The following is a 15,076-nucleotide window of genomic DNA, read 5'->3' as shown; positions in this document are numbered from 1 at the left end:
GAGTCGAGCAACGATTTTGTACATAGATAAAGTGCATAAAAAAAGGCTTGTCAGCTCTTAATAAATCCCTTACTGTTTTCGTTACCACACGAAACAGGAGGACTAGAAAGGATGCTAACAATGCCTGAAATTCATTATATCAAACATTTAAGAGAAAATGATGATTTAAGTATTTCTGAAATTGCAAGAAAACTAGGAAAGAATTGGAGAACTGTCAAAAAGTATGCTGATGAAGAAGTGTATCCTTCGGATACTGGTCCAGTTTGTACAAAAACAGGAATGATGTATGATAGTGAGTTTGGTGAAATTGTAGATTTATGGTTAGAGGAAGATAGTAAGCTTCGCCGTAAGGAACGAAGAACAAGTAAAAAGATATTTAATCAATTAAAAACAGAATATAAGTTTCAAGGTTCGTATCGAACCGTATGTGATTATATCCAACATCGAAGACCACAGATAAAAACAGCAAAAGAAAAACGTTACGAACGATTAGAACATCCTCCTGGAGAAGCACAAGTTGATTTTGGAAATATGACAGTTGTCAAAGATGGAGCATATAAAGATATTAAAGTACTATTGTTAAGCTTTCCCCATAGCAATACAGCATTTGCTTATCCATTACCAGCTGAAAATAAGGAATGCTTTTTAGAAGGCTTAAAACAGCTATTCCATCAAGCAGGTGGTGTACCAACACATCTTAGGATTGATAATCTATCCGCCGCTGTAATCACCATAGGAAAAGGTGAAAATCGTATTTATACAGAAGCGTTTTTACAATTTCAAATGCATTATAACTTTGAAACACAACCATGTAACCCTTATAGCGGGCATGAAAAAGGTAATGTTGAGCGTAAAGTTAGTTATACACGTAATAATTGGTTTACAACTTCACCGGTTATGGAAAGTTTTTCACAACTTGCACAGTGGCTAGAAGTACAAGCATTAGAGGATCAAAAACGACCGCATTATGATAAGAAAATCATGATAGAGGAGTTGTGGAATGATGATAAAAATGCATTAAAGCCATTGCCTTTAGAAGACCTATCGGTCTTTTCACTAGATACTACAACTGTAAATAAATATGGAGAAATTACAGTAGATCAAGAACGATTTGTTTTACGCAAAACAAATGTCAAACAAGTTATTGTCATAAAAAAAGAATGGGATCAATTTACATGTTTTACTTCTGAAGGAGAAGTAATCTTTAAAGAATATAGACCTTACATGCATACAAATAGGCCCATTCCTTGGGAAGAAATTTTTGAAGATTGGGAAAAGAAACCACGTGTAGTACGTTATTCAAGATATTTTAAATACTTACCTATGAGAGTTCAGGATTATCTCCTCTTCCAAACGGAAGAGCGTAAATCACGCTTAGTAGGGATAAAAAGATTGCTCAAAAAGTATTCTTTACAACAATTACATGTTGTTTTAGAAAATGAGGATTGGCTATCAAAAACCCCTTATGAACTTGATGGCATATTACAAGCGAAACAAGTAACTTATCCGCAGAAATGGGAAGAGAAACACACACCATCTGTTTTAGTGGATTATGAAACGGATTTAGAACAATACGATCGGAAACTCTGTCCAACTTTAGAGAGGAGTTCATTTTCACTATGATACACAGAAACCTACAAGAAGCTTGTAAAGTATTACATTTGAGTTCTATTCTAGAGCATTATGATGAAGTTGTATTTGAAAATAAAGAACAATTCTTACAGGATATTTTAAACTTAGAAATTGAAGCTCGACAAAGTAAAAAAGTATCAACTTTAATAAAAAAAGCAAAATTTAGAGAGTTAAAGTGGTTGAAAGATTATGAATGGGGTGAACAAATTCATTTACCTTCTACGACAAGCAAAGAACATATTAGTGAGTTGCGATTTTTTGAAGGAAAACAGAACCTTTTATTACTCGGATCTCCTGGAACCGGAAAAACACATTTAGCAACAGCTTTAGGTTTAAAGGCCTGTGAACAAGGATATCAGGTAAAGTTTTTTCGAGTAGCTGATTTAGTAGGCATATTAGAAGAAGCTTTAAAACAAGGGAATCTAACTCGTATAAAAAAACAAATTGAATCATGTGATCTCTTAATTTTAGATGAACTAGGTTATGTACCGTTTCAAAAGCAAGGAGCGGAGCTCCTATTCCATATTATTGCCGACTGTTATGAGCAAAAAAGTGTGATAGTTACTTCGAATTTAGAATTTGGTCAATGGAATCGTATATTTGGTGATAATCGACTTACTTCTGCATTGGTGGACCGTTTGGTCCATCATGCCCACATTATTGCATTTACGGGAGAAAGCTATCGTTTACGCAATGCGTTGTCTTCTGGAAACACTAAAATTACTATTTAAAAAATCGAGCTGCTAGCCTCTGCACTTTTCGCTGCAACTCTCTGTATTTTCTACTTGCACAAAACTCTGACATATCCAAATTGTTTATATTGCAATTCCTTCACCTCGACCATAATTATATCTCATTCTCATCTGTAAAGGTACATGAAAATTAAAGACATCTGTAAAGTGAAAACACAACTTTTATGGATGCGCTTTTCCCTATGTTTCTATGGATCTGTAAAAGTACACCTTTATGAACAGGTTGAAAAATACTATGCTAGTTATTATTATAAAATTAACCCTATATCTTAGAATTAACCGTATTTTAATTATCTGAATTCTCTTTCATAAATTCAATTGAAATGAGTGATGACATGCTTGCCGTTAGAATTGAAGAAATCTATCAAGAAATATTAGATGGAGACAGAAAGAAGTTTCCACCTGGAACTTGGAGTGAAGATGAAAATAATGAACTAGCTAGGCGTGTTACAAAATATTTAATTGAACAAGTGTTAATATGGAATATACAAGATCTTCGTGAAGGCTGGAATCAAAAATTAATTCAAAAAATGAAATTAACAACAGTGCTTGCAAAATATAATAACAGTCCTTATAGGATGTTAAATGATGCGTACCCAGGACACGTAAAAGAATGGGAATTAAAAATGGCCCCTCTACATTTTTGGACGAAGGAAAATGGATTGAACGCTTTGAAATGGACTATTGAAGAGAAAGAACAATTAGATGAAAAAGAAATTTTGAAAGTATATAGTACAAAATGGCTTGCAAAGCATAAACTTACGACTCCTTGTCGAATTTTTTTTAAAGACAGTCCTTATATGATGATTAATTCATTATATCCTGGAAGGTTTAAAGAGTGGCAATTTCAATGTGTTCCTAAATATTTTTGGACAAAAAAAATAGCAATCGAAGCACTACTATGGACCATTGAAAAAAAAGAGCAATTAAATGCGGGAGAACTCTTGCAAAAATATAGTCTGCGTTGGATAAAAGAGCAAAATTTATATTCACCTTGCTTCATTTTCTGGAAGGGTAGTCCCTACGCATTTTTAAATGAGTTATATCCGAATCGATTTAAAGAGTGGGAATTACTAGTAACTCCAAAAGGGTTTTGGACAAAAGAAAAAGCATTAGAAGCACTAAAATGGACAATTGAGGAAAAAGAAAAATTATCAGACAAAGAGCTAAAAAGCAAGTATAGTATGAAGTGGTTAATTCAACATGGTCTACGCACGCCAGTAAACCAATTTTTTAAAGATAGTCCGTATCAATTTTTAAATGATTTATACCCCAATCGGTTTAAAGAATGGGAATTACCGGTAACTCCGAATGGGTTTTGGACAGAAGAAAAAGCATTAGAAGCATTAAAGTGGACAATTGAAGAGAAGGAGCAATTGTCGGACGAGGAGTTGAAACGAATATATAGTGCTAGGTGGATTAAAAATCAGAAATTATCTGTGCCATTACATAAATTTTGGAGTAATAATCCATTTATTATGTTAAATTCTTTGTATCCAGGGCGGTTTAAGAGATGGGAATTCTCAGTATCTCCTTATAATTTTTGGACAGAAAAGAATGCGTTAGAAGCTTTACGATGGACGATTGAAGAAAAGGTAAAATTAACGGAGGAAACATTGCTACAAATATATACGGGAAAATGGATCAAACAGCAAGGATTGAAGTACCCTTGTGATAAGTTTTGGGGAAGCAGTCCGTATGATATGTTACATGCATTATATCCGAATCGATTTTCTAAACATATGTTAAAAGGATACAAGCATCAAAAAAAGAACAGACTATTGGTATAGTCCATCCTTTGAAAAGGGAATAATGGCAATTATTCTTCTTTATTATACCAAATTAAACAGAAAATTCGTTCTATTATACATTGAGAAAATACTCATCTTCTGAAGTAAGGTGGTTGTTATGAATAAAGGCGATGCCATTTTAAGATTGCTATCAGAAATTAAGTTGGAACTTAAGGAAGTAAAAGAACAAGTGGAACAAATGCAAACAAAATTAGATATATTCGAACAACAAAATCAAGTGAAGAACAAAGTGGAGCAAAAGAAACCAAAACAAAAAACAAACATAAAACCTGATAAAAAAGATAAGCCAGATTGGAAATATCCAGCTAAAATGAAATAACAAATTGAATAGTGACTTCCCCTGATATATAATGAATATAGACCATTCTTTTATTCAGTTGAGGGAATGAGCGGATGATACAACAGTATACGATTCTTATTCTCTCTTATATCTTCACACATCATATGAAAAGGGTGTGCTATGTGTATATGATTTTCTTATATCGATTTGATGTAAAAGAAAATGGCATTCAATTTGTTTTAAATAAACAAATTGCTGCTGATATGCTTCCACACCATGATATTCTATTGAGACCATTAGTGACAGTATTGGCTGAAACCTTACAATTGTATTGCTTGTTAAGTAAAGAGCCGACCTTATTAACGAGTAACATGCGAGAAAACGGTGAAATAGAAGTCATGTTCAATCAAGAATTAGGACAATGTATAGACGAGTATACAAAAAATCACGTGATTTTGAAAAATGGCAAACGAATTGCTGATATTTTAATAGAAATTCGGAATGCTTATACCATATACCACTAAACTTACAAGAATAGTAATACATATATAAATTTCAATTATAAAAACAATTGAAAAGAATGTAACAGAAGAAGTGTATCGTTTGAATTTCCAGATTTCCTTTTCTATTTTTCCATAGTAACATGAAAACTATCAGTAAATTGGATGCAAATAGATATCGAAGACAGGAGAGGGATTATACGTGGACAAGTCATGGTCTGGTAATTCTGCACAATTGTTACAAGAAATTGATGGAAAAATGGGCAGAATTGAGTCTATTCTTCATCAGGTTTATATAGACGGTTTGATAGAAGAAGCATATGAGATTCACGAGATGCTTATAAAAGTGTCCCAGTTATTGCTCATCTTACAACAAGACCTCAAGATGGCACCAATGGCAAAAGGACTAAGTTTACAACTCCAAAGTATACAGGAACAGTACAATCGCTTGTTTAGCAGGAGAGAAATACAAACAAAACTCTCTGAATAATCAGACAATAACAAGTAGGCATCTCATGTAGGGATGCCTACTTGTTATTGTCCCAAAATATGACGTATATCCGACAGGTCCATACTCGTAAACTTTGCAATATCTTCTATATCCATTCCGTTTTTATGCATGCCCTGAATTAGTTGGATTTTCCCTTCTTGAATGCCAACTTCTTTTCCTTTTTCCATTCCTTTTGCTATACCCTCTTGAAGCCCTTCTTCTTTTCCAACTTGCTTCCCTTTTTCCATTCCTTCTTCTATACCAACCTCACGAGCATGTGCTAATTTTGCTTGTTCATCAAATAATACTTTTTCACGTGCTTCATATGCGAGACGGAAAGAGCTACTCTGACTCATATTTTCCCATTTGTGGATTGCCTTCTGTAACATTGGATCTTGTTTCATGGCTATATCCTCCAACGTGTGGGTTAAATGTTCATCTTCGTGCGCTGGTAGTAAAAGTAACCAACGAGCGAATTCATTTTCCCACGGATTAATTTTTTCTTCTCTCCATTGTCTTACTAGCTTTGGAATCTCGATGAAATGTATTTCTAGGTCTTCAAGTAACACTTCCTTCTGTTGCCTGCTCCAAAATTCTCCGACTGTATGCATATCATCATAATGAGGAAAGAGCTTAAAATCTAATAGATTGATGGCAATCGTTTTTCGCAAAGAGCGGTAAGGCATCCCCTGCTCTAATTGGGATGTATATAACTTACTCCAATAATACAGGGAGCGTTTCACAATTTCTTGTGTATTTCGCAACTGAATTTCAATATTAACTTTTGTTTCATCTTGAAGTGTCGCTAATATATCTAGTATGGATAATTTATCTTCTTCGTATTCTTTATGGAGGTGTGGGTCTTCAATTTTTAGCGATACTATCGGTATAGATAAGGATTCATGCAAGATTGCATTTAAAAAAGAAATCAATAATTCCTCTTGTCCTTGTACACCAAATAATTGTTTAAAAGCAAAATCCACTCGTAAATTCACTAAAGGTTGATTCATAGAGTGAGTCACCTTTCTTATTTCATATTCTGTCTTTTTTGCTATTCCCCTTTTTCGGGGGATGGGCAAGAATCTATATATCTATTGTAGCGGAGAAAGGAGAGAAGAAGCAACCCTTGTGGATTTTTTGGAGGTTTTATTTTTATAAACATTGTGGTACGTGAAATTTTATATTATTCCTTAAACTTTCTCCTATATTTTTTCGGTATCTAGACCCGTTCTATCTGCAAATTCACCGCTCTGCTCTTTATACGTGCTTATCACGTTGTCTATGGCGTTTTCATCTTTCGACACAGGAATGCATTCACTATTCCTTTTTGTGTTGTTAGAACGGAATCTGAACGTTCATTTTTTACCCTCTCGATTAACTAATTGGATATAATTACCATGTCGAAGTGGACAGAACATTCTCCTGTACACCCTACATTACATGTGAATCGTCAAATGAGTCGTACAGTAAGACACCGCTCGGTGTTTCAACTCTTCATACGTGTGCAATCTTTGTTTCTCAAATAATTTCGGATGCTTCTGTCTATAGTATTGGAACAATTCTTCTCCATTGTTTTTTATCCGATATCGTCGTCTTTGTGCCTTTGTTCTTGTCATTTCTTCCTGAGCAATCTGTTCTAGAATCTGTAATGCCTGTGAAGAGGAGATTTCTTCCCCTGTCACATAGGCATGGATAAAAATAAGTTCTTTTACTGTAATATGCGTGTAATAGGAATTTCCACCCATAAAAGAATCCCCTCCTCGTGCTATTTTTGTATCCGTACATGATGAACTAGACAAATACACGAAGCGATCTGTTTATCCCATCAGGATGTTCACCGTTTGTTTCACTTTTTCATCATCCACTCGATAAAATACTTCTAATCCTTTTCGCTCATATGCTACAACCTTATTTGATTTTAACTTGCCGAGATGTTGTGAAACAGTGGATTGTGGCATATCAAAATACTGTTGTAATTCTGTCACATTTAAAGACTGTTTTTTTAGCAATTGATGTACAATTTGTAGACGAATAGGGTGTGCCAATACCTTTAATATCTCTGAAACACGTTCAAATTCGCTTATCTCCGTGCGAAAGATATTTCTCATCTTCTTTTTTCTCCCCCTTCCTTTTACAGGATAGCACTTCTATAAAACACTATAGTTACGAAAATAATCTGAACTTTATCGCCGCACAAACTCTCTTGCACCATTCTCTTTCTCCCCTTATACTAAAACAAATATTACTTACAATAAGAGGTGTCCGATGAATAAAACAGAATTAATCCAACAAGTAGCAATAAAAACAGGTCTCAAAAGACCACAAGCAAGTCTAGCAGTAGATAGCGTATTCGCATCCATTCAGCAAGCTTTGCAAAATGGTGACAATGTCCAGCTAATTGGATTCGGTACATTCGAAGTGCGAGAGCGTGCTGCACGAGAAGGACGAAATCCAAGTACGGGAGAATCTCTTATCATTCCTGCAAAAAAAGCACCTGCCTTTAAAGCCGGTAAACAATTAAAAGAAGCAGTAAACAACTAAATATGTAGCTGTCTATCAGACTACAGAAGCATGAAATCATTGGGATTCATGCTTTTTTATAATCGAATCGTTGAAATCGCATGTTTATAAATCAGGTGATTTTTATCATCGGATTCTACCAAAATAGAAAATGCATCATATTCTTTTACGATTCCTTTCATATGAAATCCGTTGATTAAAATCACAGAAGTGATCTTCTTTTTTTGTATGACTTCTTGTAATAACCGTTCCTGCATCGATACGGTATTTCTGGTTCTTTCTTTTAAAACAGGTTGTGCTTTTCTCTCCATCCTTCGTTCCCCCTCGTATTCTTAATCTCTGTCCAGATACTGTTCTAATTCCTCTAGAAGCTGTATCGCTCCTTCCGGACTCAGCATCAGCTGTCCGTCCGCCAACTTGATATTCTGGGAAGAAATTTCTCCTGTTATGAGACACGTACCATACGATTTATATTTTTGTAGAATGATATTTTCCCCTTCTACAAATATTTCTAATGGGTCTTTTTTGTGAATATGAAGGGTACGCATCATTTCTCTCGGTATTACGATACGACCAAGGGTATCTAGTTTTCGTACAATCCCTGTTGATTTCATCTGTCTGTTTTCCCCTTTTACAAATGGAATATTTTACATACCATATTGCCATTTCTATTTATCTGAAATGCAAGTATACTGAACAAAATTATATGTCTATCCGAAACAGGAGGGATTTTCATGTCTGTCTCCACATCCAGTTTACTCCAACTACAACAACAAATTACGGAACAAAAAAAGAAACTATATCGATTAGTTCGAACACACGGGTACACCCACCCACTTGTCATTGCCTGTAGTCAAGAATTAGATCAATTAGTCGTTCTTGTCATGCGCTATCTTTCCTCTTGATGAAGGAGGAATTCGAATTCGGCAAAAGAACCGAATTCGAATTCCTTATACACATGTCTCCTCTATTTTACCATACTTTTTCATAGAATGGTTTTTATAACCATTTTCGCATAAAATTTTTCTTTTTGCACATCCTAACATGACAATCCCATCCAACTACTGTTATTTACACCATAACTACATCTGTTTCGTTGGATTGTCATTGCTTATTTTTCCTTAACTCCATTCAAAATGAGGACAAGACATATCAACATACATCGTCTTGTCCTCATTTTATGATTTCACTCAAAAATAAAACGAATCACCTAAAGAACATATAGTAAGAACAGCAATTCCACCATACAATTCATTCATTGCACACGAAATCCCTACAGAATACTACAAAGTGGCATTGCGCTTTCTCCTGAAAGGCATAAGGGCACAGAAAGGCGTACTGTTCTTCCGTACGTCTTTTTTCATACGCTCCCCTTTCGCATAACAAATCAGCATTCCGATTCTTTCATTTGTTATGCGAATCTATTTCTCTTCTTCCATCCTTCTACTTTCTAACTCGCTTTCTAATTTCCGATACCACTTTCCTTTTTTTCGTGTGAAATACGTCTTTACTTCTACATACGGTATCCAAATATCACGTGCCTGAATTCGTTCCATCACACTATCTAACATATATTCTTCTTCATAACGTTTGGGTTTTCGCAAATACATGACGATAAAACCTCGATATTCTTCTTGTAACCATCCTGCTATCAAATTCTTCTGATTCTGTTTCAGATGTGACCATTTCTTGTTCGTTTGGAGAATTTGACCATTTACATGCTCATGATTTTTCATCGTTCTCCCTCACTTTGCTCACCATTATTTGTTCCTTTATTATACCATATTCTACTTTCTTTTCGTTGTACTCCCCCAACCTATCCCAAAACGGAAAAACACGTCCCCACAGCGATGGGAACGTGTTTTAGGAAATCAGCTATTTAAGTAACAACACTACTCATATTAACATGCTAATTTCCTCACGTAAATAAGGAGGCGGAAGAACTCCAGAAAAATCGTCTAAATGGGTTGTCACTGCACAGAAAGAACAAGAAGATTGTGCGAAGGTCCTTGACAGACACCTTTACATACGTGCGATGAACGGGCGGGCTAAAAACAGATACCCAAAAGGCTAAAAGTTCCGCAAGGAACAGGTTGTATTTTCTTCCGCTTTGCTTCAGAAAATCTCCACCTTTGGAGAGGGCCACTCTACGTTGTTCCGTAGCCCTTCCATCCTTGCCAAACTTTTTTTGGCACGTCAACGTATCGTTGCTAAGCTGACGACAAAAAAGGAGATTTTAGGTTCTTCAGCTTACACCGAATAGTATACGTGCCAAAACGCCTGTACTATCGTCCATTCATTTCATGTATCGTTACGTCAATCATGGGGACTAGCCCCCATACCCCCAGCTAGCTTCTGCCAAAAAAGAAGGAGACATTCTAAAATAAAGATATGCATTATTACATATCTTTATTTCTAATAAACATGGTATGATGTATACTATTCCCTTTAACTGTATAGCAAGTTACTACTCATTTGTATTTGTCTATTTTCAGAAAGCGACTGTATCATACAGTCGCTTTCTCATTCATGTCTTTGCTATTTTCTTTTTCTTCGGAAATACAAACTGAATATTCCCAGCGTCCAATTTTAAATACGCATCGAATTCCTTTTCTGATTTCCCTTTTAATCCTTTAAGTAACGTCGTTTTCTTACCCTCTAACAGCTTTATCATATTACTTTCACTAATCTTCTGTCCTAAAAATTCTTTCGAAACAGAAAACTTACAACTCTTTAGATTGTCTTTCGCATATCCAGAACAACCATATATCGTTTTCTTATCTACGACAGGTTTCCCGCAGGATGGGCACTCTCCTATATGATGTTCCGTTTTTTTATCCTCTACAAAGTCATTTATCGCCCATGCGTTTACTTGGTCTTTTGCTTCGTTGATGAGTTTCTGCGCTAACTTTTTGGAGGTTTCTACGAAAGGCTTATCCTTTTTCTTCCCTTCTCCAATTCCTTTCAAATATACTTCCCATTTTGCAGTTAATTCTGGTGAACCAATTGCGGTATCTTTAATGGCTTCCACCATCATTTTCCCTTTATTAGTTACATGTACGATGTTCTTTTCAATTTTGATATACAACAGTGTTTTGATTCTCTCTATAATGCCTGATCTCGTTGCTTCGCTGCCAATATCATGCTTTGCCATTACTGTAATTAGTTGCCCTTCTGTATATAGTTTAGGAGGTTGTGTTTTACCTTCATGTAACTTGATTTCTGTTGTCTCTACAGATTGACCTTGTTCTACAAGTGGAAGCGTCTGTTCTTTTTGATTCTCTTCCTCTTCTTTTCCAAACACGACTTGCCATCCAAGATGGGTAATTTGCTTCCCTGTCGATTTAAAAATATCTTGATTCACTTCAGTGAAAAAGTCTGTTTGATTATATGTCATAGGCTCATAGAACGTTGCTATGACGCTACGCACAACCTCATCATAGAGCCATCTTTCTTCTTTGGATAAGGTTTCTAAGTTAGGAACTTGATTCGTGGGAATCAGTGCGTAATGGTCTCCACATTTCTCATCATCCACGTACGCTTTTTGCTGTACAATCGTGTCTCTTTCTTTTTTTTCAATCAGAGTTTGATAATCTTTACAATTTGCGAGCTTTTCTAGAATACCTGGCAACTGTTCCGCTTCCGCTACAGGAATATGCTGATATTCTGTTCGGGGATACGAAAGCATTCTTTTATCGTATAGGCTTTGTGCAGTTTCTAGTACTACTTTAGGGGACATTTTATATTTCTTATTTAATTTTGCTTGTAAGCCCGACAGATTATATAATTTCGGCGCTTGTTTCAATTTTTGTTCCACTGTCACCTTTTGTATACGTGCTGTATGCTCTTGCAATTGTTGCAACTTTCCCTGTGCTTCTTCTTTTGAATGGAGTTTCATCATGTTATGATCTTGGAGGAGTTTTCCGACATAGGGTATTCCATTCGCATTAAAATGCCCATGAATTTCATAGAATGATTGCACTTTGAAATGCTCTAATTCTTTCTCCCGTTTGCGAATTAAGTGTAACAAGGCTGATTGCACCCGTCCTGCACTGAACACCTCTTTCACGCCTTTCTTGTCTCGGAACAACAACGTAAATACTCGTGAGGCATTCATGCCTATAATCCAATCGCTAACAGAACGGGCTTGTTCTTCTAAATAATAACTATATGTTTCTTCTGCATCTCGCAAGTTTTGAAATCCTTTTCGAACAGCATCCTGCGTCATACTCTTAACCCACAATCGTTTTTGTGGTGTGTCGTTCACACCTGCCATAATAATAATATTTTTGGCAATCGCTTCTCCAGCTCTAGCAGGATCAGTCGCAATAATAATTTCATCTGCTTTTTGTAGCCATTGTTTCGCATTTTGAAAAATCGACTTTTTATCTTTAGACACCTTCATTTTAAATTCTTCTGGAATAATAGGTAGTTGGTCCATACTCCAGTTTTTCCATTCTTCTTTATACTCGCCAGGATTACATAATTCGATAAGATGACCGAGTGCCGAAATCATGACGACTTCTTCGTCTCCAAAGATTTCTTTGTCCCTCACCGTAATATGTGTACTTTCTCGTTTAACGCTTTGAAAGGCTTCCGAGTAACTTTTCATTTGCTGCGGTTTTTCACATAGTATCACTTTCATATGAATTCCTCCCACTTTATGTTTCAATGTCGTCTCCTATATTTCTCATCCGCCTATAGATGGGTTCATTGCATATAACGCATCCACAGCGGTGTTTTTTGAATTTGAAAGTACGTACAAATCGTATCTAACATTTTCTCGGTTACCATGCCTTTTCTAATTAGATTGTGAATCTCAGATTCTGAAACTTCCATCGCATTTGCAAATTCTTTCATAGACAATCCTCTCTCTGTGTATAAAGAACCCACTACATGTCTGAAATTCCCAGCATTTCCTTGCTCGTATAACATTCTATACCGCCTATCTAAACCGTTTTGTTTCTTTACAAGTCTCTTGGACGGCGTTTGGTTACATTCTTTTTTGATTTTCTTTAACTCGTGTTCCACATGCTGTAGTTCCCATAACAACGCTTGGTAACTATATTTTCTTATCTGTTCTCTCTTCATATTTTCACTACTCCTTATCTTCTGATAGGATAACTGTATGCACATGATAGATAGAATCCTTTTGATCTAAATGTGCAACAGAAAACACATTTTCCGTACCATTCTTTTCTGTTTCAATGACGTCTGATAATAATTCCTCTACCTGTCTCGCATGCAATAGATGTTCGCAGTTATCACCTGTTTCTTTATCGTGTACATCCAAATACATAATATCGTTTTTCAAAATTCCCAAATGATTATCCTCTACAATTCCTGATACTAATTTGTACATCTTATCTCTTAGCTGTAATCGTTCCTCCATGCTACTAGGGAACGGAATGACATATAATTCATTTGGTTTTTTCATTAGAAATACATTATTAGTCGTTAATTCATTCGTCCATTTTTGTTTTTTGTCTGTTCGAAATAAATAATTCAAAAAATGCACAAGATGATCTTTATCGTTAAATCCTACTTTCTTCGAAAGTTCACAACGTACATGTATTGTAATCGTCATATGTTTTCCCCTACTTTCTTTTAACTTGTCAACTCTAATACATTTTCAAAGTTAATATCATGCGTGGCAATCTGTATGTTTCTTTCCGTACAATAATCAATCAGAATACGGCTGATTTCTTCTGATGGAACATCATTATATTTCCCCTTCGCTTGCACCAAAGACCACCGTCCTCTTCCGTTACAACGAAATTCTAAGCAATGTGTGACCTTCTCTTGTACTTTCTCTTCCATTACCACAATGTATACATCCTTATGGATTGCTTCCCGTGCATACGAACCGACACATATGTTTAATTTTGTTCCCACTGCTATTAAATGATGGTTGCTCGTTGCTAATAGAAAACGATATTCACTTGTTTCTGTTTCCAATTTCAGCTTTTCTTCCTTTTCGTACTGTATTTCCTCGTATGCGTATTCTACTTTACTTAGATCACTCGCCAGTACATCGTGTAATGTTTCTAAATCATACAATTTTGGTACTTCATACATCGGCATCTCTTCCTGTAACATTTCCATCATTCGCACGATATCTCTCATATATTCGAATACACAATCTTCCTCATTCCTGTTCACCTGTTGTATGATTGCGTTCGCAAACCTTTTTTCACTTTTGAAATGTTGTTTCATCCGTTCGAACTCCTGTAGATAATTCGGATGCAGTTGCCCGATTACATCTTCAATCGGCAGATTGTGAGAATGGATTACTTCAGGGATTCTTGCTAGGTTTTCTAGCATATATTGTTTTACATCCACATTCTCAATGAGATGGACAATATGTTTGTACCACACCCATACACGGGGATTTTCAAATAAAAGATTTCGTTCTTTCTTGGATACTTTCTTATCGAATACCCATTCTACAAGTTCTGACTGCTTATATGGCAACTGGGCTAACTGCTCCCGCTTATATTTATTATCTCTTACTTGAAATCTAAAGGTTGAATATTCCGTGAATTCTAATGGTAACAGCATCAATTGCGGATAGCGTAACAGAATCGGAAATTGCATGACACGAAGCTTTTGGTGTTCCGAAAACCATGTAGGTAAGATCGCCTGTAAGAAATCCTGATAAGCTTCCGTTTGTTCTATATACTGTACATGTGATGATGCAAACTTCCATGTATAGGAACATGCGCCAAATGTGATATTCGCGATCCGATTTTTCTTGGGATTCTGACTCTTTCTAATCAAATAGGTTTGTTTCGTTTGCTTATTATGAGTAATATTGTATCGGTATATCGCCGAGATTTTTCTCATTTTCATTTTCCCAAAATCAAATTTCAAAATGTGATGATAGAACGCACAACTGTATGTAATCTTATGGGCATCATCAAACACTTTTGTGTAAATAGGACTGATATAGGTCGCTCGCTCATATTTCTGAGTTGTTCTTTTTTTGCAAATCGAGCAATAGTACTTGTATTTCTCCCGAAATATTCGAATGTATGCTGGCGAGAACTGCTTACATTCTTTACAGTACACCAAGGAAACTGGTGTCTCTT

The 15,076-nt window shown here is 35.6% G+C and carries 18 protein-coding genes; 8 read left to right on the top strand and 10 right to left on the bottom strand.

All coding sequences use genetic code 11. The annotated features are described in order from the left end of the window. Positions 1-111 precede the first annotated feature (111 nt). From istA to MHI28_RS35390, 6 genes are all read left to right on the top strand, one after another. Positions 112-1,623, top strand: a complete 1,512-nt coding sequence (istA, locus tag MHI28_RS35415; RefSeq protein ID WP_078188121.1) for an IS21 family transposase — start codon at positions 112-114, stop codon at positions 1,621-1,623. Continuing rightward, positions 1,620-2,363, top strand: a complete 744-nt coding sequence (gene istB, locus MHI28_RS35410) for an IS21-like element helper ATPase IstB (RefSeq protein ID WP_172404313.1) — start codon at positions 1,620-1,622, stop codon at positions 2,361-2,363. Before istA ends, istB begins: the two co-directional genes overlap by 4 nt. Before the next feature lie 356 nt (positions 2,364-2,719). Beyond that, a complete protein-coding gene (locus tag MHI28_RS35405) occupies positions 2,720-4,174 on the top strand; it encodes a hypothetical protein (RefSeq protein WP_088029414.1) in 1,455 nt (484 codons plus the stop codon). A gap of 118 nt (positions 4,175-4,292) precedes the next feature. After that, positions 4,293-4,514 (top strand): hypothetical protein, encoded by a 222-nt coding sequence (locus MHI28_RS35400; protein ID WP_078185722.1) that lies wholly within the window; start codon positions 4,293-4,295, stop codon positions 4,512-4,514. A gap of 149 nt (positions 4,515-4,663) precedes the next feature. Beyond that, entirely contained in the window at positions 4,664-4,999 is a 336-nt protein-coding gene (locus MHI28_RS35395) for a hypothetical protein (protein ID WP_134208736.1), read from the top strand. A gap of 178 nt (positions 5,000-5,177) precedes the next feature. Continuing rightward, complete coding sequence (locus tag MHI28_RS35390) at positions 5,178-5,465, top strand: hypothetical protein (protein WP_078185720.1); 288 nt, start codon at positions 5,178-5,180, stop codon at positions 5,463-5,465. Positions 5,466-5,509: 44 nt separating this feature from the next. Here the strand turns inward: MHI28_RS35390 and MHI28_RS35385 are convergent, their stop codons facing one another. The 3 genes from MHI28_RS35385 to MHI28_RS35375 all read right to left on the bottom strand — a co-directional run bounded on the left by MHI28_RS35385 (position 5,510) and on the right by MHI28_RS35375 (position 7,573). After that, positions 5,510-6,475: an Rpn family recombination-promoting nuclease/putative transposase gene (locus MHI28_RS35385; protein ID WP_078185719.1), complete on the bottom strand. Its 966-nt coding sequence runs from the start codon at positions 6,473-6,475 to the stop codon at positions 5,510-5,512. A 426-nt stretch (positions 6,476-6,901) separates the two neighbouring features. Continuing rightward, the gene (locus MHI28_RS35380) at positions 6,902-7,210 is read right to left on the bottom strand and encodes a 50S ribosomal protein L7ae (protein WP_197263154.1); all 309 of its coding nucleotides are present in this window, start codon (positions 7,208-7,210) and stop codon (positions 6,902-6,904) included. Between the two features lie 72 nt (positions 7,211-7,282). Continuing rightward, complete coding sequence (locus tag MHI28_RS35375; RefSeq protein ID WP_197263153.1) at positions 7,283-7,573, bottom strand: metalloregulator ArsR/SmtB family transcription factor; 291 nt, start codon at positions 7,571-7,573, stop codon at positions 7,283-7,285. A 157-nt stretch (positions 7,574-7,730) separates the two neighbouring features. Here MHI28_RS35375 and MHI28_RS35370 point away from each other — a divergent pair, with 157 nt between their 5' ends. Continuing rightward, complete coding sequence (locus MHI28_RS35370) at positions 7,731-8,006, top strand: HU family DNA-binding protein (protein WP_277547472.1); 276 nt, start codon at positions 7,731-7,733, stop codon at positions 8,004-8,006. 56 nt (positions 8,007-8,062) lie between these two features. Here the strand turns inward: MHI28_RS35370 and hfq are convergent, their stop codons facing one another. Both hfq and MHI28_RS35360 read right to left on the bottom strand, forming a co-directional pair. Next, positions 8,063-8,296 carry an RNA chaperone Hfq gene (gene hfq, locus MHI28_RS35365; RefSeq protein WP_197263151.1) on the bottom strand — a complete coding sequence of 78 codons (234 nt, stop codon included), beginning with the start codon at positions 8,294-8,296 and terminating at the stop codon, positions 8,063-8,065. 21 nt (positions 8,297-8,317) lie between these two features. Then, on the bottom strand, positions 8,318-8,599 hold the full coding sequence (locus MHI28_RS35360; protein ID WP_197263150.1) for an AbrB/MazE/SpoVT family DNA-binding domain-containing protein: 282 nt from the start codon (positions 8,597-8,599) through the stop codon (positions 8,318-8,320). A 120-nt stretch (positions 8,600-8,719) separates the two neighbouring features. Here MHI28_RS35360 and MHI28_RS35355 point away from each other — a divergent pair, with 120 nt between their 5' ends. Beyond that, positions 8,720-8,890: a Spo0E family sporulation regulatory protein-aspartic acid phosphatase gene (locus MHI28_RS35355; protein ID WP_197263149.1), complete on the top strand. Its 171-nt coding sequence runs from the start codon at positions 8,720-8,722 to the stop codon at positions 8,888-8,890. Between the two features lie 516 nt (positions 8,891-9,406). Here the strand turns inward: MHI28_RS35355 and MHI28_RS35350 are convergent. The 5 genes from MHI28_RS35350 to MHI28_RS35330 all read right to left on the bottom strand — a co-directional run bounded on the left by MHI28_RS35350 (position 9,407) and on the right by MHI28_RS35330 (position 14,831). After that, complete coding sequence (locus MHI28_RS35350) at positions 9,407-9,721, bottom strand: transposase (protein WP_078185714.1); 315 nt, start codon at positions 9,719-9,721, stop codon at positions 9,407-9,409. A gap of 791 nt (positions 9,722-10,512) precedes the next feature. After that, on the bottom strand, positions 10,513-12,630 hold the full coding sequence (locus tag MHI28_RS35345; protein ID WP_277547471.1) for a type IA DNA topoisomerase: 2,118 nt from the start codon (positions 12,628-12,630) through the stop codon (positions 10,513-10,515). 65 nt (positions 12,631-12,695) lie between these two features. Next, the gene (locus MHI28_RS35340; protein WP_207312747.1) at positions 12,696-13,076 is read right to left on the bottom strand and encodes a hypothetical protein; all 381 of its coding nucleotides are present in this window, start codon (positions 13,074-13,076) and stop codon (positions 12,696-12,698) included. 7 nt (positions 13,077-13,083) lie between these two features. Continuing rightward, positions 13,084-13,572 (bottom strand): hypothetical protein, encoded by a 489-nt coding sequence (locus tag MHI28_RS35335; RefSeq protein ID WP_197263142.1) that lies wholly within the window; start codon positions 13,570-13,572, stop codon positions 13,084-13,086. Between the two features lie 20 nt (positions 13,573-13,592). Continuing rightward, positions 13,593-14,831: a PcfJ domain-containing protein gene (locus MHI28_RS35330; protein WP_242071535.1), complete on the bottom strand. Its 1,239-nt coding sequence runs from the start codon at positions 14,829-14,831 to the stop codon at positions 13,593-13,595. Positions 14,832-15,076 lie beyond the last annotated feature (245 nt).

Source organism: Bacillus sp. FSL K6-0268, from assembly GCF_038005425.1.
Lineage (GTDB): Bacteria > Bacillota > Bacilli > Bacillales > Bacillaceae_G > Bacillus_A > Bacillus_A thuringiensis_S.
This window is presented reverse-complemented; position numbering and strand designations above follow the sequence as displayed.

Bases quoted from the DNA above. Each gene is read 5' to 3' on its own strand.
- istA (WP_078188121.1), top strand. From the start codon at position 112: ATGCTAACAATGCCTGAAATTCATTATATCAAACATTTAAGAGAAAAT.
- istB (WP_172404313.1), top strand. From the start codon at position 1,620: ATGATACACAGAAACCTACAAGAAGCTTGTAAAGTATTACATTTGAGT.
- MHI28_RS35405 (WP_088029414.1), top strand. From the start codon at position 2,720: ATGCTTGCCGTTAGAATTGAAGAAATCTATCAAGAAATATTAGATGGA.
- MHI28_RS35400 (WP_078185722.1), top strand. From the start codon at position 4,293: ATGAATAAAGGCGATGCCATTTTAAGATTGCTATCAGAAATTAAGTTG.
- MHI28_RS35395 (WP_134208736.1), top strand. From the start codon at position 4,664: ATGATTTTCTTATATCGATTTGATGTAAAAGAAAATGGCATTCAATTT.
- MHI28_RS35385 (WP_078185719.1), bottom strand. From the start codon at position 6,475: ATGAATCAACCTTTAGTGAATTTACGAGTGGATTTTGCTTTTAAACAA.
- MHI28_RS35380 (WP_197263154.1), bottom strand. From the start codon at position 7,210: ATGGGTGGAAATTCCTATTACACGCATATTACAGTAAAAGAACTTATT.
- MHI28_RS35375 (WP_197263153.1), bottom strand. From the start codon at position 7,573: ATGAGAAATATCTTTCGCACGGAGATAAGCGAATTTGAACGTGTTTCA.
- MHI28_RS35370 (WP_277547472.1), top strand. From the start codon at position 7,731: ATGAATAAAACAGAATTAATCCAACAAGTAGCAATAAAAACAGGTCTC.
- hfq (WP_197263151.1), bottom strand. From the start codon at position 8,296: ATGGAGAGAAAAGCACAACCTGTTTTAAAAGAAAGAACCAGAAATACC.
- MHI28_RS35360 (WP_197263150.1), bottom strand. From the start codon at position 8,599: ATGAAATCAACAGGGATTGTACGAAAACTAGATACCCTTGGTCGTATC.
- MHI28_RS35355 (WP_197263149.1), top strand. From the start codon at position 8,720: ATGTCTGTCTCCACATCCAGTTTACTCCAACTACAACAACAAATTACG.
- MHI28_RS35350 (WP_078185714.1), bottom strand. From the start codon at position 9,721: ATGAAAAATCATGAGCATGTAAATGGTCAAATTCTCCAAACGAACAAG.
- MHI28_RS35345 (WP_277547471.1), bottom strand. From the start codon at position 12,630: ATGAAAGTGATACTATGTGAAAAACCGCAGCAAATGAAAAGTTACTCG.
- MHI28_RS35340 (WP_207312747.1), bottom strand. From the start codon at position 13,076: ATGAAGAGAGAACAGATAAGAAAATATAGTTACCAAGCGTTGTTATGG.
- MHI28_RS35335 (WP_197263142.1), bottom strand. From the start codon at position 13,572: ATGACGATTACAATACATGTACGTTGTGAACTTTCGAAGAAAGTAGGA.
- MHI28_RS35330 (WP_242071535.1), bottom strand. From the start codon at position 14,831: ATGAGAAAAATCTCGGCGATATACCGATACAATATTACTCATAATAAG.